Below are 25917 nucleotides of genomic sequence, written 5' to 3' on the forward strand. Positions count from 1 at the left end.
CGCTGTAAAAAAATCTTAAAAGTTTTACACCCTCTAATTTTACTTTTCGATAAAGTCATGTAGAGTAAATAATCTGAGTTTTACGTAACGAAATCAATAATAGTTTGATTTACATCACATCTTAAAGTTTTATCTACTGTGCTGCTAATTATTTGAAGTTCAAGGTGTAGTTGTGAAGAAATAGCGTGCTATTTTAAGCAATTACAACGCTGGAATTCACATAATTAGTTGTGCTGTAGAGGCTTGCTAACGCAAAGCTCAGATTAATATCCTATAAAAACAACAACAAGGTTAACTTATGAGCGTAAAAGCGATGGAAGCTTTTCGAAAAAATTATCGCGCTAACATCAGCAATTGGTATAACGGCTGGCTACACATGTTGTCTGTATTAACTGTTGGATTAGCCGCTATTGGTTATTCTGTAGTTCAGCTAAGTGATATATCACTCTTTGAATGGCTAACATTACCAATCACAATTATTGTTGTGAATTTTGCTGAGTATGCAGCTCACCGCTGGCTTGGGCACCTTAGAACTAAATTAGGCGGGCTTTTTTATCAAAGGCATACTGGCGATCATCACAGTTTTTTCTTAGAAGATCACATGCCATTTCAATCAAAAAATGATTGGCGGGTTGTGCTTTTTCCAGTTTATTTGATTTTTGCCTTTCTGATTGGCTTAATTTTACCTATTGGCTCTCTGTTGTACTTTATCGTTTCCCCCAACACAGCCTATTTAATGGCAGTAGGTGGCATTTTTGGTTATCTATTTTATGAAGTTATGCATTTTAGTTATCACTTGCCCGACGGCAGTCTTGTTGAAAAGATCCCTATTTGGCGCGAGTTAAGGCAATTGCACAACCTTCATCACAGACGAAATATCATGGCTAAAAAGAACTTTAATATTACTTTGCCTATATTTGACCTGTTATTAGGCACCCTTCAATGGGAAAAAACTAAGCGCTAACTGACTCCCGAAGCAAAGTTGAGTGTTTATCCTGTATCGACATAAACACTCAACTTTTAATCGGCTTTGAATTCCGAATATTCGTTTAATAATTCCATCGTTTCAGAAGGTATATCGACCGGCCGACCTGAAGCATAATCGACCATCACAATCGTTGATGTTCCTTTGGTTGTAATCGCTTGCTGTTGCTTACTAAATACCGTGTATTCCATGGTAAATCGGTCGGATTCTATTTGGCAAATCGAGATACCAACTAACAATGTGTCAGGAAAGGTGACAGGACGTTTATATTTGGCATAGGTATCCGCCAATACAGGTCCAATCTTATCCATTTTATTTAAATTAAGCACACCAACTTTCGTACAGGCTTCTATCCGAGCTGTTTCAAAGTATCGAAAGTAAACGGCATTATTGACATGATTAAGCGCATCGAGCTCGCCCCATGCAACAGGTATTTCAGTGACTGATTTAAATTGTTCTACAAAGTCATTCATATCGTCCCCTTTTTTCAAGTTCAAGCATCCAACTCAGGCTTTAACTTCCACGGCTTAATGCCTAAAAGTAATAACGCACAAACGTATACTAAGCCACCTAAAGCAATCAATTTTGTCAATTCTCCAATCCGTTGCTCAAGTGAATATTGTAACCAAATACTGTCCGATGGAATGAGATATAGCAATAATCCTATCATTGAGGCCACAGCTAACACGTTTTTGAAAACAAAAATTAAGGTGGATATTGACAATCGATATACACCTGCTTTATGTAGCCCGCGGTATAAAAGCGATGCGTTTAGCAGCGCAGAAAGTGATGTCGCAATAGCTAAACCTACATAGCCAAAAGGTATGGCAAAAACAATATTAAACCCCATGTTTGAAACCATAGCGATAATGCCATAACGCACTGGTGTTTTAGTATCTTGCCTTGAATAATATCCTGGCGCGAGAATTTTAATCATCATAAAACTCAATAAACCACTGCCATACGCAATTAAACTCAACGAGGCTCGTTCAACACCCTCAAAATTAAACTCTCCTCGCATGAAGAGCACCATTAACATTGGTTTAGCCAACATTATTAAACCGACCATTGCTGGTATGCCTAACATCAAAATAATTTTAACTCCCCAATCCATGGTATGTGTAAATCCAGCCACTTCATCTTTAACATGTTTTCTCGATAAAGCTGGTAAAATAACCGTCGCAATAGCAATTCCGAACAAACCAAGTGGAAACTCAAGTAGTCGGTCAGAATAATATAACCAACTGATCGAACCTTCCATCATAAAACTTGCTATAAATGTATCAAATAAAAGGTTTATTTGGCTCACCGACACACCAAATAATGCGGGAATCATAAGTGTGCGAATTTTAACCACGCCTTGATGGTTCCAGCCCCATGAAGGCTTAATCAATGCCTTTTCTTTATATAAAAAAGGAAGTTGAAATAAAAATTGAACCAAACCACCAAAAAATACACCTAATGCCAATCCTATTTCAGGGTTTTCAAGCTTCGGAGAGATAAAAATAGCCGCTAATATAATGGCGACATTAAGAAACACTGGTGTAAATGCAGATACAGCAAACTTTTCACGCGAGTTTAAAATGGATCCCGCCAATCCCGTTAAAGTAATAAACCAAAGATAAGGGAAAGTGATTTTTAATAATAATGATGCCAGTTCATATTTAGCACCTGCTGGTTCATCATTGACCCAAGACCAAAACCAGCCCCCGCCAAAAAGAGCTGCAACAATAGGTGAGCCAATGACCGCAACTAAAGTCACTATGGAAATAATCACCCCGAGAGTGCCCGTCACTTTTGCTATCAACTCTTTGGTTTCTGCTGAAGTTTTATTCTCTTGATATTCAGTCAATACAGGCACAAATGCTTGAGCGAAAGCACCTTCGACAAAAAGGCGCCTCAAAAAGTTGGGAATACGATTCGCAAAGAAAAATACATCAGAACTTGCACCAGCACCAACTAAATTGGCAATAACAACATCCCGAACGAGTCCTAGCACTCGTGAAACTAAGGTCATGACACTGACGATCATCCCCGATCTTAATAACTTTTTACTCAAACGGCCTCCAATGACCTCAACATAACAATTATTTTTTTCATAATACCCGAATATAACAGCGGTTTGACCTGATTTCAGTGTTTCAACAAAACAGAATGAAACTATCGGCTTTAAACACCATTAAATCTCTAGCAAGGTGAATAATTTGCTGGTAGAATTGCGCCACATTTTACACGAGCTCGGTCGATGAGCGCTAAATCTTTCGGGATCGATTATTCTTAATCTCAATCTAATTGACATTTTAGTAATAATCGGGCATATTCCTCGGCCTTAATAAAGTATCAAATCCAGTTTTTAGGAGTTGCACCTTGGCTAATAGCAAGTCTGCAAAGAAGCGCGCGCTTCAATCTGAAAAGCGTCGTCAACACAACGCTAGTCGTCGCTCTATGCTACGCACATACGTAAAAAGAGTTATCGCTGCAATTAAATCAGGCGATCACGCTGCTGCTACTGAAGCATTTAACACAGCACAACCTATCATTGACCGTATGGCAACGAAAGGTTTAATTCACAAAAACAAGGCTGGCCGTCAAAAAGCACGTCTTAACACAAGAATCAAAGCACTTGCTGCTTAATTTTTGTTGATTGTGAAATTAAAAACCGGCTTAGGCCGGTTTTTTTATACCTGAAATTCTATTCTTTAGTCACTTCAATTAAACTAGGGGCTGTTTATCTTTCAGGATTAAATTTTGTGCTATTTGAGCGTTTATCTGTTCAAGGCGTAAGCAGTGAAGCTTAGTCATCTAAGTAAACGGGTTACAACACAGAACAGTGAACGCTCAAAAGCATCTAAGACAGCGTAAATTGGTCATTTCTACTGCGTTATCGCTTGCTTATTTGGAATACCAAACCGCACAAGCTCTGTCTTGTATAAAACGACCAATTTATCGCTGCAAAAATAATCACGAAAGATAAACAGCCCCTTATCTTCTGACTGTAAAGTAAAATAATAAAAGGATACCGATGAAAACCCTACCCTCGTTGAGTCTAGCCGGAATTATCATAACAAGTTTATTAGGATGCCAATCAAGCAACCTTCAATATCAAGACAACAAAACTAGCCATCAGCTACAACAATCAGCAGTAAACAGTAATCTTGGCTATGATATCGTTGAATCATTAACGGTTGAAGTTGGTCCTCGTTTAGCTGGCGGCAAAAATGATTTGGTTGCCGTAAAATGGGCTGAAGATAAATTCAAATCACTAGGCTATGACAAGGTTTACAAAGAGCCTGTAAAAGTGCCTGTTTGGAGTCGTGGCGATGCCAGTGCTGAAGTTGTCAGCCCCTTCCCTCAACCTCTGGTTATCACGGCTCTAGGTGGAAGTGTTGCAACCCCAGAAAACGGGTTAACAGCTGAAATTGTCCGCTTTCATACTCTGGCAGACTTGAAAAAAGCAGAGCCTGCTCAGGTGAAAGGTAAAATTGTTTTTATTGATCAAAAAACAGAGCGCCATAAAGCTGGTAACGGATACGGAAAAAGCGTCGGAGGACGCTCAAAAGGTGCTATTGCAGCTGCTAAAAAAGGCGCTGTAGCCATTGTGATTCGCTCAATTGGAACCGATCATGACCGTATGGCTCACACGGGTGCAATGCGTTACAAAGATGGCATAAAGAAAATTCCAGCTGCCGCTTTATCTGCTCCAGATGCCAACCAGCTGAATGCAATATTAAAGCGTGATAAAAAAGTGGTTATTTCACTTAAGCTTTCACCTCAACATTTAGGTTATTCGACTTCTTACAATGTAATTGGTGAGATAAAAGGGCAAAACAAACCTGAAGAGATTGTTTTAATTGGTGCCCACCTTGACTCATGGGATGAAGGTACTGGCGCTTTAGATGATGGTGCTGGTGTTAGTATTGTAATGGCCGCTGGTAAACATATTTTAGATTTACCTACTCGCCCAGCTCGCACTGTTCGAGTTGTTTTGTATGCAGCTGAAGAGCTTGGATTAATCGGTGGTAAGCAATATGTCAAAACTCACAAGAATGAACTGAATAATCACTACATTGCCGCTGAGTCTGATTTTGGTGCTGGTTATATTTATCGAATCGATGTTAATGTCGCACCGCAAAAATTTGAACAAGTTAAAAATGAACTGTCTTCCATGAAGATAAATGGGGTTGAGCTTGGCAATAATGAAGCCGGAGGTGGGCCTGATGTTTCTATGATGCCATCACTTGGCGTGCCTGTAGCATCACTGCGTCAAGATGGTCGTGATTACTTTGATTACCACCACACGCCAAACGATACGATTGATAAAATCGATCCGAAAGCTTTAGCACAAAATATTGCCGCTTATACCCAGTTTGCTTATTTGATGGCACAATCTACAACTGATCTGAGACCAATTAAGAAAAAATAATTACATTCTTCTAAAGGAGGGCTTTAGCCCTCCCATCTTGTAGTCGAATAAAAATTTATCTTACCAAACACAGCACATTTCCGAGCAAAGCAAATTTAACCTACAAATCAGCACGTTACACTTGCTTATGTTTTTTATTTTTTAGTAAAAAACACACCTATTTTATCTTTTGTGGACACCAACTCAATACCTTTCCATTTGAGTATGAGAGCAACTACAATCTTATGCTTATATTTACGTGCCAGTATTAGCGGTGACCTTCCAAATTCCTTACTAAACAATCGAATAGAATCTATCGGATGTGTGGATAAATAATCCAGTAGTACCTTCACTACTTTCTCTTTACCAAGACTGCAGGCCGCATGCAGTGGCGTATTCTTAGTATTTGAATTCTTCATGGTCAGCCCAATATCGGCATTAGGGTGCAGCTCCTTATAATTTAGCAGTACATTCACCACACCATCATGACCGGCGATACAAGCCCCATGCAGTGGCGTATTCTTAGATTTTGAATGCTCCCTGATTAGCCCGATATCGGCATTAGGGTGCTGCCCCTTATAATCCAGCAGTACCTTCACCACGTCATCATGACCATCGATACAAGCCTCATGCAGTGGCGTATTGGAGACGATGGCGTGCATTTTTGCTAGCCCAATATCAGCCTCAGGGTACTGTCCCTTATAATCCATCAATACCTTCACCACCTTCTCTTTACCAAGATTGCAGGCCGCATGCAGTGGTGTAGTCTTATTTGTGGAATGCTCCCTAGTTAGCCCGATATCAGACTCAGGATACTGCCCCTTATAATCCAGCAATATCTTCACCACACCATCATGACCAGCGACACTAGCCTCATGCAGTGGCGTATTCTTACTTATTGAATGCTCCCTGAACAGCCCAATGTCGACATTCGGGTGCTGTCCCTTATAATCCAGCAGTACCTTCACCACGCCATAATGAGCAACGCTACAAGCCTCATGCAATGGCGTATACATATGTGTTGAATGTTCTCTTGAGAGTCCGATACCAGCCTCAGGGTACTGTCTCTTATAGTCCAGCAGTACCTTCACCACACCATCATGACCAGCGACACAAGCCTCAAACAGTGGCGTATTCTTACTTGTTGAATTCTCTCTGGTTAGCCCTATATCGGCATTCGGATGCTGCCCCTTATATTCCAGAAGTACCTTCACCACCTTCTCTTTCCCAAGACCGCAGGCCACATGCAATGGCGTATTCTTATGTGTTGAATGTTCTCTGATAAGCCCGATATTAGCATCAGGGTACTGCCCTTGGTAATCCAGAAGTGCCTTCACCACGCCATCATGACCAGCGACACAGGCCTCATGCAGTAGCGAATTCTTATTTGTTGAATGCTCCCTCGTTAGCCCGATATCGGCATTAGGGTGCTGCCTCTTATAATCCAGCAAAACCTTCACCACACTATCATGACCGGAGGTGCAAGCCTCATGCAGTGGCGTATTTTTATATATTAAATGCTCCCTGATTAGCCCGATATTAGCCTCAGGGTGCTGCCCTTTATAATCTAGCAATACCTTCACCACCTTCTCTTTACCAAGACGACAGGCTGCATGCAGTGGCGTAGTCTTATGTGTTAAACGCTCCCTGATTAGCCCGATATCGGCATTAGGGTGCTGCCCTTTATAAACTAGCAGTAACTTCACCACACCATCATGACCACCGATACAAGCTGCATGCAATGGCGTAGTCTTAGATTCTGAATGCTCCCTGAACAGCCCGATATTAGCCTCAGGGTTCTGCACCTTATAATCCAGCAGTACCTTCACCACGCCATCATGGCCAGCGATACAAGCCTCATGCAGTGGCGTATTCTTAGATGTTGGATGCTCCCTGATCAGCTCAATATCAGCCGCAAAGTTCTGCCTCTTATAGTTCAGCAGTAACTTAACCACCTTCTCTTTACCCATATAGCAGGCTACATGCAGTGGCGTACTCTTAGATGTTGGATGCTCCCGAGTTAGCCCGATATCAGCCTTAGGATGCTGCCCTTTATAATCAAGCAGTACCTTCACCACTCCATCATGACCGACGATACAAGCCTCATACAGTGGCGTATTAGGGATATTGGCGTGGATTTTTGCTAGCCCTACATCTGCCTTAGGGTACAGCCTCTGATAATCCAGTAGCACCTTCACCACACCATCATTACCGGCAATACAAGCCACATGCAATGGCGTATTCTTAGATTCTGAATGCTCCCTAGTCAGCCCTATATCAGCCTCAGGGTTCAACCCCTTATAATCCAGCAGTACCTTCACCACACCATCGTAACCAGCGTTACAAGCCTCATGCAGTGGCGTACTCTTAGATGTTGGATGTTCCCTAGTCAGCCCGATGTCAGCTTCAGGGTTCTGCCCCTTATAATTCAGAAGTACCTTCACCACTTTCTCCTTACCAAGACGGCAAGCCGCATGCAGTGGCGTATACCCGTTTTTGTTAGCGCTATGAACCTCAATATCCGGAGTTTTCAATAATGCTTCCACCACATCCGCTCGCCCAAAGTACGCTGCGATATGCAACAGTTGATTATCATTTTTAAGGATTGGTAAAGCGTAATGTATTACTTCATTGAAATTAACCTGATGACTCAATAAATGAATTAATTTTGGCCAGTCTCTTGAATTTACCCAAGCTCGCCAATCAAGTGAATTTAAATGCACCTCATCTGCTCCAGAGTTACGAAGCGCCTGTATTGTAGAAAAACTGACGCCGCCTGAGATGCACTGCTGCAATAAGTCTTGTTTACGGTTTAACGGTAAGGTTTGCCAACACTCTCTGTTATTCAGGTATTTTTCTACTACATCATCGTATTTTGCATTAAATTCAGTTAATCGCTCAACAATTTGCTTACTCCAAACAGTGACAAACTCCGACTGAACTTTTAACTGTTCAAGGTGCCTACATAACGTATCACTGTAGAGCCTCTGCCATGTATGTGACAATAAACACATCATCAACGGACGTTTATCAAACACGGGAAGACAGTAAACAACAAGTGCTGCCAGCGCACAAAAATCACCACAATAAAGTTTTTTACACCAGTGGCTGACATTGCCAGTGTAATCCGTTAGCTCAGGCTTTTCCGGTATAAATGCACTTTCTAAAAAAAGTGTTAGCTGTTGGTCTGTGTGAATGCGCTTTAAAATCTCATTACTGATGCTATCTCTTGTCTGGCTGCCATAATAAAAATGGTTAGGAGCAAGTTTTAATAACGCAGACCAAGCGTTTTCCTTTAACCGATCAACTATGTCATTCATTTCAATTAACAGATCATCATCATCCTCTGACTGAATGTATTGCTCTTTCAGAAATAATACCTGCTGCGATAATTCCAAATAATCGTCAATACTGCTCAATAAACGGCGGTGATAATCTTCTGGGGCTGTGAGAAGTAAATCATAAATATCTGACGCACATAGGTCGTGCAACGGCAACTTAAAATGAGTGTCTTTCTGAGAGTCGATCCCCGTAAGCAACCAAGGTACCGCCGCCGCTAAATGTACCCGATAGCTAGACCTAACCTTTGAAGTTAACTTCAGTAATGCGTCACCCATTTGATCCCGACACAATAAATTAAAAATCGTTGTCGATGGCCTATCACACAAATCCAAACGAATTCGAAGACCGTCTATGCACAGCCATTCACCTTCGCTTTCAACCGCCATAGGAAAGGCACCGAGATGAAGCAGCTGCTGTGACTCAGGCCACAGTTTCATATCGTTCAGTCGGTTTGAAAATTCAACAAGAAAGCATAAGGCGTCTTCCGGTAATTGTTGAGCGAAATTGACCTGACCAATAATATGCGTCTTTAATTTTTCGAGTCGCGCAAAATAATCCTCCCTGCCTTTGGTGTCCCGAGCTAGAATGGCCCTCCCTTGTTGCTCAGCCCGCATTATCACGCCTGTTAATTTTTCATCAAAATTTGCCCCTGGTAACTTCGCTATATCATCAGGTAACTCCAGTTCAGCATGTTTTTCCGTTACTTCTTCATCACGAATAAATTTGAGGAATGCATCATATTGCCCAAGCGGGCTGACCATAAACAACTTACCGTCAATATTAACAGTGTTTGATTCAAGATTTGCCTGCTGAGGCTGAAAGTCTAACTGTGCAGCGATTGAAGTATTTGAGCTGACGGTGCCTAGGGGATTGCACATTCACGTTCCAATTCTTTGTCTTCGATGGTTGATAAATTGTAAGGGATCTAGCGATTTAGAAAGTACCAATCTTTGTCATGCCAGCGAAGGCTGGTATCCAGTGACTTTTATAGAAAAAGAAAAAGCAAAGGCACTAGACTACCGACATACAAAATTGTCGTTACTTAGTTTCCAACCTGCGCTGGAGTGACGAGAACTCATTGGTATACTTTCTTCCGCAACTTTTGTAAGCGGTCAATATGAAGCGTCTTTCAAAATTTAGTTTAATGCTAATACCTATCTCTTATATATAACTGCTTACCAATATACCCCCTATATAAGCAGAACACGTTAATTGCCAAGACTTTTTGTTCTTTTCTTAAACCCGAATTTTGCAAGACGTAATGGTTAACAGACTCATTGAATCCGAACAACAAAACTCTAAGCACAGTGATGTAGAGAAATACCTTGACAACAAGGCTATGAATCATGTAGGTTACACTTCTCTCAGCCCCTTCACTTTGCTTATCATCTTGTCGTGGGTAAATACTCAAGACCAGCTTGGCGTAATTTTTCGTAAGCACCTCGTGATAGATACTTGCTTCGACGTTGACTTAAGCGACGATGCCAGCGATAGAACCGGTTTACTACAAATCCATTTATTCTGAAAAATACACCTCTGGGATAACCTATCCCACCAAAATAGTGTTTCCATCCCCTCAGAACTTGATTAACCTTATTTATCAGTACGCCAAGTGTATTTGAGGTTCGGTGTTTCACTATGTCTCTGATTTTATTTTTCAGCTTTGTTTGGCTCTTCTTAGACGCCTCTATCTTGATGTAACTGGTGCCTTTGATGAGGCCTGTGATCCGTTGAAAGTTAAAACCGAGGAAATCAAACTCATTCATCAGCTTTCCCATATCCACACAGTGGGTTTTACTTTGATTTAGCTTCAGACCTTCATCACTTAATTGCTGTGTTATCCAGTCCAGTTGCTCTTGTGTGTAGGTTTGCTTATGAAGTACAACAAAATCATCTGCATAGGTAACGATTTTACACGGTGTTTTTTCGTGTATTTTCAAACAGAAATCGTTGAGATAGATGTTAGCCAGTAGTGGAGAGATAACTCCACCTTGCGGAGTGCCACATCGGCTTGCTTCTATTCGCCATTTCCCGTTGACCGTCTCTACGCTGATGGGCGCTTTGATAAAGCTTTTCAGTAAACTCAGAAAGCTGCTGTCGCTTATTCGCCTTTCTACTTTTGCCATCAACTTAGCGTGCGGGATGGTATCGAAATAGGCGCTCAAGTCAGCATCGAGTACGTGCTGATAGCCTTGTTTTAGGCTCATTTCAATGACTTTTACCGCTTGCTGGGCGCTTCGACATGGACGATAACCATAACTGTGTTCATGTAAATGAGGTTCGTAGACGGGTTGCATCACTATTGTCATCGCCATTTGCACAATTCTGTCACTGATTATCGGGATCCCAAGTTTCCGCGTTTTGCCGTTGTCTTTGAGTATTTCTACTCGTTTGACTGGGCTAGGTCGATAGTTTTTCTGTTGTAATTGAGTTTGAATTTCTTTTAACAGCGCAACGACTTTCTTTTGCTGCTCTAGATAACTGAATGTGATGCCATCAATTCCTGCTCCGCCTTTATTGGCTTTGCATCGTCGATAGGCTTCTTCGAGTATATCTAGGCGACTGAGTTTATCGTACAAGCTGTAAAATCGAAGCTCCGAGTTAAGCTTTGAGCGTAAGTAAAGTTTTCGCTGTAATATTCTGATATTTACTGGAGTGTTAGCCATATGGCAATTTCACCTCAAAAGTTACGTTAAAAAACGGGTGTAACACTGAGCCCCTTCCCTGATGTAAAGTTATGTTGTCTTCACGGTTAACGGTACTATGGGCTCATCCGACTGCCTGAGCGCCCTATCTGAAATTTCGGTTTACCTTATATTCGGATAGTGGAAGTCACTACCTTCCAACACTCAGGCTCTCCCACGTTCACTTTATTTCCTTCAATACATGCCACTTCATATTACGCCGGAAGATCAAACAGATGCATTTACCAGTTGCTTCTCTGTTTGTGTCAGGGTTCGTCAACTAGGAAAGACTCCCCATCTTCATTTTTTGATTTACGACGCTTAACTGAATTCGCTTGATGCTGCGGCCTACATTGCATCTCAACCTTTATTCAAGGCCTTTGTCACAGGGCTTCATGTCATAGCGGTTACCCATTATGCATGCCCGTCAGATTTCGGGATGAACTGGTAATTATCCCGTCAGGTACGTTTCAACCTGATGGACTTATTATAAATAATAACGTTGCTGTCTCTGGTTTATGGCCATGTAATCGCTTGGCTGCGTATACGTTGAGACAAATCCCGCAACAGAATAAAGCGCTTCGTGGCGCTCCCTAGAAACATCAGTTGACTGCGTTCTCAAGCGTAGAAAAAATGGCTGATAGTAAGGCGTAGCTTGCAGCAAATATTTATTCTATTTGCAAAAGTTACAACGCAGATAGCAGCCATTTTAGCAAGCTTGTGAGCGTAAAGCACTTCACTCATTGGGTGAAAACCATGATAATAAAATCATCGTATTGCTCAAACAGTTACTCATATACTCAGCGTTCAACTGATGTTTTTAGGATTATTGAGGCTATTTCGACACAAAAGCTGAAATGAAGTAATAAAAAATCATACCGAACAAAATACGGACATAAGCGAGTTTCACCCAAAGCTCATAATTAAATGTTCTCATGAAAAATATCCATACCAAATTATGAATATCAAATTGTTGAAAGCCACGATTAGCCCTAAAATACAACTTTAAAGCTTGCAGTAGATATAATAGAAGTGCGCACAACGTTGAATTATGTTAATTTTTTTTAACTTAATAAAATATTTATTTGGTTTACAATAATTTTAATTTTTATCAAAAAAGTATTTTATGGCCGCTATTCAAGTATTTTCTCCCGCAACAAACTCTTTTGTGTCGGGCGAAGTTACGCCTAAAGATATAGAATCTCTAAAAAAACAACCTAAATGCCCTATTTGTTTAGGTGCATTCAAAAATAAAGCTTACCAAATAACCAAAACAAACCCTTGCCCAAAAAACCACTATTTTCATTTATTTTGCTTGCAAGAATACGCTAAATCAACCTTAGAATTTAATGATAAGTCCTTTACTTGTACAGTGTGTAAAACAGATATTTTGAAAATGGGGAATGCTCTAGAAGTGTTGAGTATTAATCCAAGTAAAGATTTAGACAAAGCTACCCAATGGCTTTTATTAGGGAAAAAACAATTGAAAAAAGCTCGTACCAATCCTGATTTGATTACTGATGCTATAAATTTATTAAAAATGTCGTTAACCGTTGGTTGCTCTGAAGCCAAGCCTTTTTTGGCTGAAGCAGACTTTTTAGGCGGAAAACAATGCCTTGAAAAAGCTCGTACCGATCCTAGTTGGATTGAAGGCGCTGTAACTCTTTTAAGGCGTTCATTTAATGCTGGTTATAGTAACGCCAAACCTCTTTGGGCTGAAGCGGACTTTTTAGACGGGAAACATTGCCTAGAAAAAGCTCATACCGATCCTAATTGGATTGATGCCGCTGTACATATTTTAAAGCGTTCATTGGATGCTGGCTATATTAAAGCCAAACCTCTTTTGGCTGAAGCGAAATTTTTAGACGGAAAACAATGTCTAGAAAAAGCTCGTACCGATCCTCTTTGGATTGAAGCCGCTGTAGATATTTTAACGTATTCATTTGATGGTGGTTATATTGAAGCCAAATCTTTTTTAACTGAAGCGAACCTATTAAAGGAAAAGAAGAGCTAAAGCAGGTTAGCACCGTTCCAACTAAAATAGAAACTTTTTGATCCTTATTTTCTAATGCAGTTAACTCTGGTCTCGAAGCGGTAATCCCTTATTAAACTGATGCTGAAAAACTCGATAATTAACAATCCTATTTTCCATAACGCCTTCATGCATGCATTTCAAAAAGTAACTTCAACCTAAACTTTCATGATAGGCATAGATGTCATATGCGTTTACTTTGACTACTATTTTTCTATCACCCTACACCATGAAAATTGTATTCGCTGAGATTTGAAGATTATTTCCAACCTAAGCTAAAGGCGAAGTGATTTTTAGCTTTTATGCTTTCACTAACAGGCTTGGGAATAGGTGTTAGCGGCTATTTTTACGGTAAAAACATCAGCTGAACGCTGAGTATATGAGTAACTGTTTGAGCAATAAGATGACTTTATCATCATGGCTTTCACCCAATGAGTGAAGTGCTCTACGCTCACAAGCTTGCTAAAATGGCTGCTATCTGCGTTATAACTTTTGCAAGTAGAATAACCGCATACTGCGCAAATTGAGAAAAAAGCTGAAATGAAAGATCCCGCCCCAAGGGGCGAGGTATCGTTTTACGTTATCGTCACTCCTGCGAAAGCAGGAGTCTAGTGCCCTTGTTTTTTTTAAGAAAGTCACTGGATACCCGCCTTCTCAGGTATGACAACACAGAAGTCTCACAGGTTAGTTCGCCCCAAGGTGCGAGGAATTAAACCCGAAGAGATTAAGCCAATTAACAAATAGTGAGTTTCACCACAACAGCACTTGATGAATATTTATAGAACGAACCACTATAAACCCTAGCCATTAGGTCTGCTTCGTCACAACTCAGCCCCCTAATATCATGTTTTTAAGGACTAACCATTAGAAACAATATCGCTATGAATAGGCTTTGCTCGCTTGGTTTGGGGCATAAATCCGTCAGTTTCAAGTTATTAACTAATCTCCAACTTATTTTCCATTTCGAGTAATTTCAGCGTAAATTCCTTACATTGTTTAATTGATAGTGTTTGGTACAGAGGTTTTAAAAAATCTTTTAAATTAGCTCTTTTAGCAAAATTACCAATAATGACGCAGAGTGCTACTGGGGTGTATTCAGCATCTAGGTTCATATTTTGAGTAGTATTTTGCATTTCTTCATCAGTGCCTTGAGCAAATTCTCCTATTTGTTTAAGGGAAATTTCAGGCGCAATTTTTCCAATATGTGCGATCAACTCAGAATAAATAGGCCAATTCTGCTTAAATTCGCAGCTCAATTTAGGTACGTATGGCGGTTCAATTTCTTGATGTGAAATAGAAAATGGATCGTACTGCGAAAGCGAGGCATTTGGTTGAATGTTGCTTGCCATATTTTCACTACTGCGGTTTGACGTCGTTAATATCCTTATACATTAAAAAGCAGTTAAAAACACAAAGATGAAATTGTATTAATCTTTTGAGAGTCTTTATTTGCTTATCTTATGACATCAAGTAAAAATTTTAGTTTTTAAATAGGGCTAAATATTCGCTGTTAAAGGTAAGAATAAACTATTCAATAAACCCACGACTTTCGAAACTTCGAAGAATTTTTTATCAAAATGATGCTTCGCATCAAATAAAGATACTGAGCATCCTTTTTCAAAGTGTGAAGTGAAGGTAATGTACTGAATTAGCATTAATATAGTCGGTACACTTTGGGTCAAAAAGTGTATTTTCGCATAAAATTAGCGGCAATTTAATATAATTCTTTATGCCTCACGACACATTTATGCAAACTTATCAAAATCATTAAACATCTTTCTTTTGCAACCATTCATAGTTTTCTGATAGATATTTTCTAGGGCTTTCGTAAAGTAGCCACAAGATGGCAGTGTGCTTTTAGCAAGAGATAAACGAACAACCAAGGAGATGAGTAAACTCGTTTTTTTTGCATCAACAGCTTCCATTGCGTGCATTTGCGTAAAAATAATAAAAAAAGAATTGGCGATTGAATCTCCGCCCAGTGGCATTTGATGTGCAGGAGCCATAGAGCCAAGTGCTTGATTGACTGTATATAATAGGTCATTAAAAGTAATTAAAGCAGAGAGTTCGAGATTATCACTCAAAATATCATTTTTTGCAATGAAAACCAGTGCAAGCATTGATAAGGCTAAACCAGTAACTGACGCTAATACTCCTGCAGCTGAAGCTTCCCTTCGTCTTGCTTGCATTGTGCTGATTGCGCCCTCCGTACCTGTAGGTATTATGACACTGTCTTCATCCATATTTAGAGCAACTTGATCGGGTCGGAAAACAGGGGGATTTTCTTCTCCATTTACTCCCGCCGTCGTCATATTTCCATTTAACTGTGCTTCATAACTCGGCTTAGTACGTGTTTCAATATTGGGTGAAAAACTCATGAACAACTGCTTTTTGCCAATTGATATGGCGAAACTAACACAGATGACTTTTTTATTCAGAGGTGCGTAATGTATATTCAGTAAGAGTTCAGTTAGCCATTACAATGTTCATCCTAAAAAACAAAAATAGCTAACTGAAAACAGCTCCAAACAATCAAAACCTCAAGTTTAATATCGCAAACTTAGCTTTGCTCTGCCCTTAAAAAAACAGGCGTATTAAAAGTAGACTCCTCTGCACTATAGCGATAACCCACAGCATCAAAAGCTTCTAGTTGATCACGAGTTTGAATATCATTTTGAACAATAAAACGCGCCATCATACCTCGTGCTTTTTTGGCATAAAAACTAATAACTTTATACTTTCCCGCTTTGCAATCTTTAAACACTGGCGTAATTAAGTTTCCTTTAAGCAACTTTGGTTTAACAGACTTAAAGTACTCGTTGGATGCTAAATTAACAACAATTGTGTCGTCATCTAGTTCTGTGTTGAGCGTCTCAGTTATTCTGCTGTCCCAAAACTGATATAAATTCTTCCCTTTAGCATTGCCAAGAGAAATGCCCATTTCCAAGCGATATGGTTGCATTAGATCAAGCGGTTTAAGCACACCATATAAGCCTGAAAGTATTCTCAAAGTGCTTTGAGTTTTATCAAGTTCATTAGCCGTTAAGCTGTCGGCATCGAGTCCTGTATAAACATCTCCACGGAAAGCGAAAATGGCTTGTTTAGCATTATCGAGGGTAAAATTAGGCTGCCACTGAGTAAATCGTGCCACATTCAGTCCAGCAATTTTATCGCTGACTTTCATTAGCTTGGCAATATCTATTGCGGTTAGCTCTCTACAAACACTGATCAGCTGCTCACTGTACTTGAGCAACTGCGGCTGAGTGTATTTTTGTGTTGGTGATGGGTTTTCAAAATCCAGCGTTTTAGCTGGAGATACAAGTACTAACATCTTAACTCCATTTATTCTTCAGCTTTCGATGTGTTTTTCCAAATACCTTCTTCAAGGTGTGGCTTTATCTCTGGAAACTTATCAGAATTGAATTCAGGGGGCGCGCCCAATTTTATTTGGTTACGGTAATCTTTAATTACACTAACCGCGACACCTGACAGCAGTAACAGCGCTATGATATTCACAATAGCCATTAACCCCATTGCTACATCGGCTAAATCCCACACTAAACCAATTTTAGCTATCGCACCAAACATTACCATACCCAATACACCAAACCGCAGAGCATGAATGGCAAGTTTATTATGTCTAATAATAAATAGTATGTTGGTTTCCGCGTATGAATAATTAGCAATAATAGAAGTAAAACAAAACAACATAATAGCAAATGCGAAGAACATACTACCGAGCTCACCTATGTGTGAATTCAAAGCATGAATAGTTAAGGCTACACCGTCATGTTCATTACCTAAATCACCGGCTAATAAAATAATAGCGGCTGTAGCAGTACAAATAACGATAGTGTCAATAAATACTCCCATCATTTGTATATAGCCCTGTGACGCAGGGTGATTAGGATTAGGTGTGGCACTGGCTGCAATATTTGCCGCGCTCCCCATACCCGCTTCGTTTGAAAACAAGCCTCTAGCAATACCCGCTTGCATAGCTTGAGAAATAGCGTAAGCCACACCACCTGCTGCAACTTCTTGCCAACCAAATGCGCTTTTAATGACAAGCATAAATACAGTAGGCAATTCACTGATATTCATTAGCACAATAATGAACGACACGAGAATATAGACCATTGCCATAATGGGCACGAGCACCTCAGAAACGTGAGCAACTTTACGTAACCCTCCGACAATAACAAAAGCCGTTGCTATAACAACAGCAATACCCACACCCATTTCGCTAACATCAAAAATGCTCGTTAATGCGCTGGTCATGGTATTCGCTTGTACGGCACTAAAAATTAGGCCAAAAGATAAAATTAACAGAACTGAAAACAGGATCCCCATCCAGCGTTGGCCAAGCCCTTTCTCCATATAATAAGCAGGACCACCACGGAACTCACCATCATCATCTTTTACTTTATAGACTTGAGCTAAGGTTCCCTCAATCATTGATGTAGCCATACCAAGCACAGCAATAAGCCACATCCAAAAAACCGCACCGGGTCCACCAGCACCAATAGCTACCGCGACACCAGCCATATTACCAGCGCCAACCCTTGCCGCCATGCTGGTACAGAAAACTTGGAAAGAAGATAGGCCATCACCACTGTTTTGGCGACTGATCATCATCAATTTAGCAGCATGCTTAAAACCAGTAAATTGTATTAACCCAAGACGTATTGTGAAGAATAATCCAGCGCCTACTAACCCATAAACCAGTAGCTTTCCCCACAACAATGTATTTAAAAAATTAACGATCATTTCCAGCATAATTATTACTATATCCCTTTTCATTCACACAAAGTAATACCAATCGAAATAATCAACTATCGTAGTTTTTTTTGTTAATGTGCCCTACGCACTTCACTATTGCGATGAGTATAAAAATCCTTATAAATGTGAGCTCGACCGAAACCTCATCAAGAAACATTTATGAAAATTTTATTTAATCGATCACAGTATTTGAATTCTCACCTGTGATCAAGCTCACACTTGTTTGAATGCCTCACCAACGACATATCGAAACTCCAGTAAGGATACGCTATTGTCAGTTTTGATTACATGGAATTGTTGATATCTTTAGCAACAACATTTTTTCAAAATATTCTTGCCAAAGCCAAAAAATTGGAAGTAGGACACATTTTCGTAATTAAATTACATCTATAGTAGATATAGGTTTTCGTTTTTTAATTCAGTTTGCTCCAGTGAGGCTAACATGACCCAAGCAACAGAGATTACCGCTCTAAAAAAATTCGTAAGAGCTACCAACTTTTTAGCAACTTCCCAGATTTACCTAAAAAACAATGTGCTACATAAAAAACCATTATCACACAATGATATTAAACCTCGTCTGCTGGGCCACTGGGGAACTTGTCCTGGTATTAACTTTGTCTATGCCAATATCAATCGATTAATCGTTAATAAAAATCGCCCTTTTATCTACCTAGTAGGCCCTGGTCACGGTTTTCCTGCTGTTCAAGCAAACCTCTTTGTTGAAGGTTCACTGAGTCATTACTATCCAGACGTTATTCCATACAATGAAGACGGCCTCATAGATATTTGTAATAAATTTTCAGCAGCATACGGTTACCCTTCTCATGCCAACCCTGAAGCTCCTGGACAAATTCTTGAAGGTGGTGAATTAGGTTATTCATTATCAGTAGGCTTTGGCGCGGTTTTAGATAACCCAGATCTCATTGCGACTGTACTGATTGGTGATGGTGAAGCTGAAACAGGGCCTTTAGCGGCATCATGGTATGCAAACCGTCTCATAAATCCTGCAACCGATGGCGCAGTACTCCCGATTGTTCACATCAATGGTTATAAGATTTCTGGCCCAACTCGTATGGGACGGATGAGTCATGAAGAACTCGAATTAGAATTCCGTGGCTTAGGTTATCATCCAATTATTGTTGATGATGAGCTAGAAGAAGATGTTTATATCCAGATGGCTCAGGCTATGGATACCTCTTATGACATGATCAACGATCTTCAAGCACGCGCTCGTCAGGGTGAAGATATTGTTAAGCCACGCTGGCCTGTTATCTTAATGCGTACCGCTAAAGGTTGGACAGGTGTAGAAGAAGACAACGGTGAAAAACTGGCAGGAAACTGCGATTCTCACCAAGTGATTGTTAACAAGTGTGCGACAAACAAACAGCACCTAGACGCTCTTGATGCTTGGTTAGCAAGCTACAAGTTTAACGAGCTTTACGAAATGAATGCTCAAGGTGAACTTATTTTTGATAAGGACATTCAATCATTAATCCCAACAAAAGAAATATGTTGTGGTCGCCAGCATTTAGCATACGGTGGTGAAGTAGTAAGAGCTTTAGCCAATCCTGATTTGAATAAGTTGTCCTATGGTCCAGAAGTTCCTCGTGGTCAGCGCGGTTATTCTATGAATAAAATGGGCGAATGGATGCGTGACGCATTCAAACTGAACCGTGACCAGCGTAATCTGCGTATCTTCAGTCCTGACGAAACTTATTCAAACCAATTACAAGCGGTATTCGAAGAAACGGCTCGTGCATGGCAATGGCCTATGGAAGAGTGGGACAAAGACATGGCACGTGATGGTCGTGTCGTTGAACTACTCTCTGAAAACTTATTGTTCGGTATGCTCCATGGTTATACCGTAACAGGTCGTCACGGCATGCTTCCAACATACGAAGCATTCTCACAAGTAATTTCATCAATGGCAGATCAATATTGTAAATACGTATATGCTAGCCAAGGTGTGCATTTCCGCAAACCTTTGCCGTCATGTAACGTCGTATTATCTTCATTGCTTGAACGTCAAGATCACAACGGATACTCGCATCAAAACCCTTCATTCTTGGGCGCAATGTTAGAGAAACATCCTAAGATCATTTCAGCTTACTTACCTGCTGATGCAAACAGCACTCTCGTTTACACAGAGCAAGCTTATGCCGGTCGCGACAAGTTAAACATTATTGTTGCAGGTAAAAAAGAATTACCACAATGGCTTAACCTTGAAGAGGCGCGTAAACAAGCAAAAGACGGTGTTATGGTTTGGGATTTTGCTTCGGACGAAAACCCAGATGTTGTCATGGCAGCTTGTGGTGATTATGTGACACAAGAGTCAATGGCTTCACTGGTTCTAATCCGTGAAATGCTACCAAAAGTACGCATTCGTTTTGTCAGTGTTACTGAACTCACCAGCAGCGGTTTAGGCAGCCTTGAGTTCCAAGCTAAACCTTGGTTGATGGATGAAGTATTTACCGCTGATAAAGGTGTGGTATTCAACTATCACGGTTACCCAAATACTATTAAGAAACTTGTATTTGATTATAAGGGCAGCAAACGTTTCCGTATTAAAGGTTACGAAGAGGAAGGTTCAACTACAACACCATTTGATATGGGTGTTCGTAATGGTACTTCTCGTTACCATTTAGTTATCGATATGGCTTATAAGTTATTCCAGCAAGGTGTTATTGATGAGACTCAACATGTCGCTATCACCACTGATATGCTGCAACGTTTAGTTGAGCATCGTAACTACATTAAAGCCCACGGTGTAGATCCTGAAAACATCGAAAACTGGGTCTGGACTCGATAAGCAAACAGCACATCTTAGCCACTAAGCCTTCGCATTGACGAAGGCTTTTTTATACCTATTTATTCAATCGAAGCCAATTTTTTTATTTTTTCACCCTAAACTGTAAATTTCCCACTATAAGACTTATCACTTTATTAACTTTTCTGAATATATACTGAATAAAGTTGTACTTGAATTCTATCCTTTTTGAAGCTGACTATAATAATTTGTATACATAAAATAACAAAACAATAAAAAATGAATCATCCCACCTCTGAGGGGCAAGCTATCATCACTCCAGAGAAGGCAAGAAACAAAGTAACGACAATTTTGTATGTCGGTAATCTAACGTCTTTTTATTGTTTAGTGAAAGTCGCTGAATACCAACCTACACAGGTATGACAACACACAAACCTTTTGTGTGAGTTCGCTCCAAGGGACGAGGAATTAAACTCGGAGTAATTAAAATAACAACACACTTTAGATAAGTGATTACGCGCTCCATTTACTTCAAATGGCTAAATATAAATAGGCCTTGTTACCTTCATAGGAAATTGACTAATTATGAGTATTCCAACTCAATCAAAAAGTGCAGTGATTCCAAGTCAATTGCTTTTAGATCCTGTAAGGTTAGAAAATCACGAAACTCAAAAGCTTTCACTCAAGAATAAAGAAAGTGGGACAGACCTTGAGTACCGAATAACAACATCTAAACATGGTCAACTAGAGGTCTGGCTTGCAAAACCAGCTTCAGCTGAACAACAAGACGACTTTATTCTCATCGAGACAAACAAAATCGAAGCATCAAAATCTATTGAGGCTTCTTTTTGTGCATTAGGTGACCAAGTCCAATATAAAGATATTGCGGGTGGACTACTTAAGCAAGTTGGCTTTGAAGTCTATGGGGAAATAATCAATTCAGCCACTACGCTCAAATTTCAATTGTGTGAACCTTTGTCCATCCAAGAAGTTAAAGAACTCTCTCAGTGGTTGACACCAAAAAGCATCGCAAAGCTATACTCAAGTTACCAACAAAGTAAGAATCCAAATAAATACTATTTAATTGATTCACTTCATTCAGCGATTCCTGCATATAAACTAGTTCAAACACTCGAAGAAATGGGTGATACGCAGATGAGAAATTTACTCTACTGTTCGACGTCAGCAAGAACTGAAAGGTGCAAAGATGTGGTGAGTTCACTGAATGTAGATACAGCCATGAGATATGTGAATTTAAATGATAATTTAAATTATTTAATGCTTTTTTTTCATTACCTTTCCGAATTTAATCCCGAAGTTGGCGTCAAAGTGTTAGCCAATAACACTCGACCAAAAATCGGTGAGTGGCTATTATTAGAAAAAAAAATTGAAATAATGCTTCCATACATAAATGACTTACCAAGTGAATTACAACAATCAATAAGTCAACAACTCAGTGATCAATGTAAAGCTAGAGTTTTAAATTATTTGGATGAAGCCAATAAAATTCAATGGCTAAAAGATATGTCTGCCTCTAGTGCAGCACATTGCTTATCTCACCTTAAAAAGTCGAGTACTTTTTCATATTGTATGCATTTATTCAGTCAGTTGAGCCTTCAATTTCAAGTCGATTGCATTCATCATTTTTCTGAGGCTCAAAAATATCAATATATTCAGGAACTAAAATTAGAAGATCTTAAAAACTTAATATCTAATGGTGAATGCAGTTCATTTTTCAATTATTTATCCAACGAACGAAAAAAATGCATACTAGATAGGCTTACTGAAGAACAAAAATTAACGCTATTATTAAATGGAAACGAAATTGAAACTCAAAAATTCATATTCAATAATGGCCTTAAGTCTGAAGGATTAACAAAGCATTTAATGGAGTTATCAAAGTCTGAATTTAAAAAGTTCATTAGTTTTGTGGATTTTTATCCAGATCCTATTTTACAAGACATTATAATCCAAAGTGAACAGTTGACTCAACGCGTTTACAATTCGGAAGGTGAGAATTTTCCCTTTGGTTTAATCATCAAGATTTCTAAAATAAATATGCCAAATGCTGTTGGATTGTTATTAAAGTGCAAACGGAGCACTATTGATACTGTAATGACTTACTGGCTTAACCATATGTTGATGAATGAATCTAAACAATTCGTATTGTTTCATGGAATGACAGAGCAGCAACTGACAAGCCTTATTTGGATGTTACCTGCCCATCTAATGAAACGATATCTATTAGCAATTGACGAACCTCTTTTCTCAATTGTTTGTCCATTTGATAAATTCGACCAAGTTGTCACTATTTTGTCTGCAAAACCTCAACCTAATGACTTCGAAATTTTAGAGCGATTATCAGATGAAATGAAAAATAAATATATTCAAGAAGTATTCCCTGAATCTTTACTTATAACTGATCTGTCCCATTTAAAACAAAAAGCCAAATGGTTAAATCAAGTACCATTAAGCCACAACATTCATATTCTTGGCACTGTTTCTGATGAACTCGCCGCACAATTGCTTTGTTACATGGATTTAAACATCGCAATTTCACTATTTGAATCTCTTGACTTTCAACAGCAACAAGTACTGTATAAAATACCGTCAAAAACTAAGTTAATTGAGCGGTTTAGTTTTTTCAGACACCTTACTATAAATAAGTGGGGCAAAAATGAAAATTATAAGTCACTTTTTTTATTTCACCTTACTCAAGTTAGTCAAAAAGAATTCTGTCAAATACTGGAAGACGTACCTAATGAATTACTAATAGAATATTTCAAAATTCAAGCAGTCAGAGAGCAAATAAAAACATTGAAACCACGATGTTTTGAAGAGCATATTGTCAAACTTCCATACATGTCGGGTGATCGACTGTCATACCTTTCTCTTGCAGAAGTAGGAGATGAAGAAATAAATTTAGGTTCAATGGCATTAATCCACCAGCCTATCGATCATTGGTATCACGTAGCGCAGTATGTTCCCGTACCAAGTGTTGTAAAGATATTCTCAGGTTTATTAGAAGCATCGTTATGCAGCATTCATGACGAAGAGTGGATGAACAGCAAATTCATCCCTGCTATCAAAAGCATGACGTTTTCTCGAATGTGTGAAGCCATTCCTCTACTTCCTACTCAGATGGCAACTGAAGTGTTATTTCACTTAATTAGTCGGCCAAAAGATCTTCAATTAGAACCTGTAAAGAAAGCTAACGGCACGGAAAATAAGTATGAATTACAATTTTCTGAAGATAGCTTTATCTGTGACTTACTAATCAGTTTCGATAGTCGCAACTCACTGTCATTACTTAGAAATATAGATAAAAATAAATTATCTACGTTAATAAGCAACATTAGACCTTTTAGTTATGACTCATTAATATTAAAAGTAAGTACTGAGTGTAAGTTTTTACTTGAAAGAGCAAAATAACCACAACTTTATCAGCGACTTGAACCTTGAATTATTATCGCTCGATTGACGAACACAAAGGGTGACAACTTCTTGCGGTTGATAGCTGATAGCACTAAATTAAAGTTACAAATAAACGCATCAATGTTTTTCGAGCAAAAAACATAGACTTTATAGTCCCTCATTCCCATGAAAACGGAAAACCAGTAACATTGGCATTCAAATAAGTACATGTCGATAAGTTCTTTGATAATGATTGTGTTCAGGTTTAGTGCTATACAAGACGCAATGTAGGGCGCATAGCCGTAACTATGTAACCGAAGTTGCAACACCGTAGAGTGCTGAAACTGGGTACTAGAAAATCTTATGAAACTTATGGTCAGGTATTTATAAGGCGCTAGATTTCCACTCCCGTGGGAATAACGAAATAACCACATGGAGTTGTGTAAATCACTCATTCGTGCGGTTGCCCTGATTAAAGCTAGACTCTTTGAAAGTCTGCTTATAGTAAACACCATACTTAATGATAACCCTTTTTAAACATTAAAAATAATTAACTTGAGAGGAGTTTATTTACGCGTTAACTAGCTAATGAAAACACTTCAAAAAATAAGAAATATGACCGTAATTAGCCCATATCTAACTATTCCTCGCGCAACAACAGAAGGGTAGTGGGCTGAAGCAGTGAATTGATCTATCATGGTTGCACTCTAGTTTCATTTATTTTAGAGAATATCATGCGTCACTCTGTAGATGTTCAATGCCCTCACTGTCAAAGTACTTCAATATCAAAAGCAGGAAAAAGCCCAAAGGGGCAGCAAAGATATTTATGTACCAACTCTGAGTGCCCGAAAAAAACATCCCTACTTCATTATGTTAAGCGTGCTTGGGAAGATGGAGTAAAAGAAACAGCCATTGACATGGTACTTAATGGTAGTGGAATAAGGGATACAGGTAGAGTGTTAAATATACACAAGAATACAGTGATAAATGCCATTAAAAAAAAGAAAAGAGCATTGTCCACGTAAATCCTAATTACACTCAAAGAGATAGCAACTCAAACATTGAAATCGATATAGAGTTGGTCTGTGAAGAAGCAGAGATCGATGAGCAATGGTCATTTGTAGGTAAAAAGGTTAACCAGAGGTGGCTATGGCATGCCATAGACCATAGTACGAATACAGTTGTAGCTTATGTCTTGGGGAAAAGAACAGACGAGGCTTTCAAAGAGTTACAGACATTGCTCGAGCCACTAGGCATAAAGAAATATTATACCGATGACTGGGGTGCGTATAAGCGAAATTTACCACCAGAACAGCATGAAGTAGGAAAAACTAATACCCAAAAGATTGAGAGGAAAAACCTCAATTTTAGAACTTAGATTAAAAGGTTAGCACGAAGAACGATTTGTTTTTCAAAGTTAGAAAGTATGCACGATACGGTAATAGGTTTGTTAATCAATCGAGTAGAATTTGGGATTGATATTCATGCCTACCACTAAATCAGCCCACTACC

General features: G+C 39.2%; 14 protein-coding genes and 1 pseudogene. 7 read left to right on the forward strand and 8 right to left on the reverse strand.

The window, feature by feature from the left end:
• Positions 1 to 298: 298 nt before the first annotated feature.
• On the forward strand, positions 299 to 964 hold the full coding sequence (locus E2I05_RS15850; RefSeq protein WP_121853273.1) for a sterol desaturase family protein: 666 nt from the start codon (positions 299 to 301) through the stop codon (positions 962 to 964).
• Positions 965 to 1020: 56 nt separating this feature from the next.
• Here the strand turns inward: E2I05_RS15850 and E2I05_RS15855 are convergent, their stop codons facing one another.
• Both E2I05_RS15855 and murJ read right to left on the reverse strand, forming a co-directional pair.
• Positions 1021 to 1458 carry an acyl-CoA thioesterase gene (locus E2I05_RS15855; RefSeq protein WP_121853274.1) on the reverse strand — a complete coding sequence of 146 codons (438 nt, stop codon included), beginning with the start codon at positions 1456 to 1458 and terminating at the stop codon, positions 1021 to 1023.
• Between the two features lie 20 nt (positions 1459 to 1478).
• Positions 1479 to 3044, reverse strand: a complete 1566-nt coding sequence (murJ, locus tag E2I05_RS15860; protein ID WP_121853275.1) for a murein biosynthesis integral membrane protein MurJ — start codon at positions 3042 to 3044, stop codon at positions 1479 to 1481.
• Between the two features lie 308 nt (positions 3045 to 3352).
• Here murJ and rpsT point away from each other — a divergent pair, with 308 nt between their 5' ends.
• Entirely contained in the window at positions 3353 to 3619 is a 267-nt protein-coding gene (gene rpsT, locus E2I05_RS15865) for a 30S ribosomal protein S20 (RefSeq protein ID WP_121853276.1), read from the forward strand.
• Between the two features lie 388 nt (positions 3620 to 4007).
• Positions 4008 to 5408 carry a M28 family peptidase gene (locus tag E2I05_RS15870; RefSeq protein WP_121853277.1) on the forward strand — a complete coding sequence of 467 codons (1401 nt, stop codon included), beginning with the start codon at positions 4008 to 4010 and terminating at the stop codon, positions 5406 to 5408.
• A 134-nt stretch (positions 5409 to 5542) separates the two neighbouring features.
• On the opposite strand, the gene E2I05_RS15875 is transcribed toward E2I05_RS15870, so the two are convergent.
• Positions 5543 to 9607 carry an ankyrin repeat domain-containing protein gene (locus tag E2I05_RS15875; protein ID WP_133309743.1) on the reverse strand — a complete coding sequence of 1355 codons (4065 nt, stop codon included), beginning with the start codon at positions 9605 to 9607 and terminating at the stop codon, positions 5543 to 5545.
• Between the two features lie 507 nt (positions 9608 to 10114).
• Positions 10115 to 11395, reverse strand: a complete 1281-nt coding sequence (gene ltrA, locus E2I05_RS15880; protein ID WP_133309744.1) for a group II intron reverse transcriptase/maturase — start codon at positions 11393 to 11395, stop codon at positions 10115 to 10117.
• A gap of 1144 nt (positions 11396 to 12539) precedes the next feature.
• Between ltrA and E2I05_RS15885 the strand changes: the two genes are divergently transcribed.
• Complete coding sequence (locus E2I05_RS15885; protein ID WP_121855299.1) at positions 12540 to 13427, forward strand: RING finger protein; 888 nt, start codon at positions 12540 to 12542, stop codon at positions 13425 to 13427.
• A 953-nt stretch (positions 13428 to 14380) separates the two neighbouring features.
• Here the strand turns inward: E2I05_RS15885 and E2I05_RS15890 are convergent.
• The 4 genes from E2I05_RS15890 to E2I05_RS15905 form a co-directional block, all read right to left on the reverse strand.
• Positions 14381 to 14794 carry a hypothetical protein gene (locus E2I05_RS15890; RefSeq protein ID WP_121854807.1) on the reverse strand — a complete coding sequence of 138 codons (414 nt, stop codon included), beginning with the start codon at positions 14792 to 14794 and terminating at the stop codon, positions 14381 to 14383.
• Between the two features lie 396 nt (positions 14795 to 15190).
• Complete coding sequence (locus E2I05_RS15895; protein ID WP_121854806.1) at positions 15191 to 15823, reverse strand: hypothetical protein; 633 nt, start codon at positions 15821 to 15823, stop codon at positions 15191 to 15193.
• A gap of 182 nt (positions 15824 to 16005) precedes the next feature.
• The gene (gene yaaA, locus E2I05_RS15900) at positions 16006 to 16776 is read right to left on the reverse strand and encodes a peroxide stress protein YaaA (RefSeq protein ID WP_121854805.1); all 771 of its coding nucleotides are present in this window, start codon (positions 16774 to 16776) and stop codon (positions 16006 to 16008) included.
• Positions 16777 to 16787: 11 nt separating this feature from the next.
• The gene (locus E2I05_RS15905) at positions 16788 to 18221 is read right to left on the reverse strand and encodes an alanine/glycine:cation symporter family protein (RefSeq protein ID WP_121854804.1); all 1434 of its coding nucleotides are present in this window, start codon (positions 18219 to 18221) and stop codon (positions 16788 to 16790) included.
• Between the two features lie 445 nt (positions 18222 to 18666).
• Here E2I05_RS15905 and E2I05_RS15910 point away from each other — a divergent pair, with 445 nt between their 5' ends.
• The 3 genes and pseudogenes from E2I05_RS15910 to E2I05_RS15920 all read left to right on the forward strand — a co-directional run bounded on the left by E2I05_RS15910 (position 18667) and on the right by E2I05_RS15920 (position 25903).
• Complete coding sequence (locus E2I05_RS15910; protein ID WP_121854803.1) at positions 18667 to 21033, forward strand: phosphoketolase family protein; 2367 nt, start codon at positions 18667 to 18669, stop codon at positions 21031 to 21033.
• 543 nt (positions 21034 to 21576) lie between these two features.
• Positions 21577 to 24423: a hypothetical protein gene (locus E2I05_RS15915; protein ID WP_121854802.1), complete on the forward strand. Its 2847-nt coding sequence runs from the start codon at positions 21577 to 21579 to the stop codon at positions 24421 to 24423.
• Positions 24424 to 25139: 716 nt separating this feature from the next.
• Positions 25140 to 25903, forward strand: a pseudogene (locus tag E2I05_RS15920) (IS1 family transposase).
• Positions 25904 to 25917 lie beyond the last annotated feature (14 nt).

Origin of the sequence: Parashewanella spongiae, from assembly GCF_004358345.1 — a bacterium.
GTDB classification, from domain to species: domain Bacteria; phylum Pseudomonadota; class Gammaproteobacteria; order Enterobacterales; family Shewanellaceae; genus Parashewanella; species Parashewanella spongiae.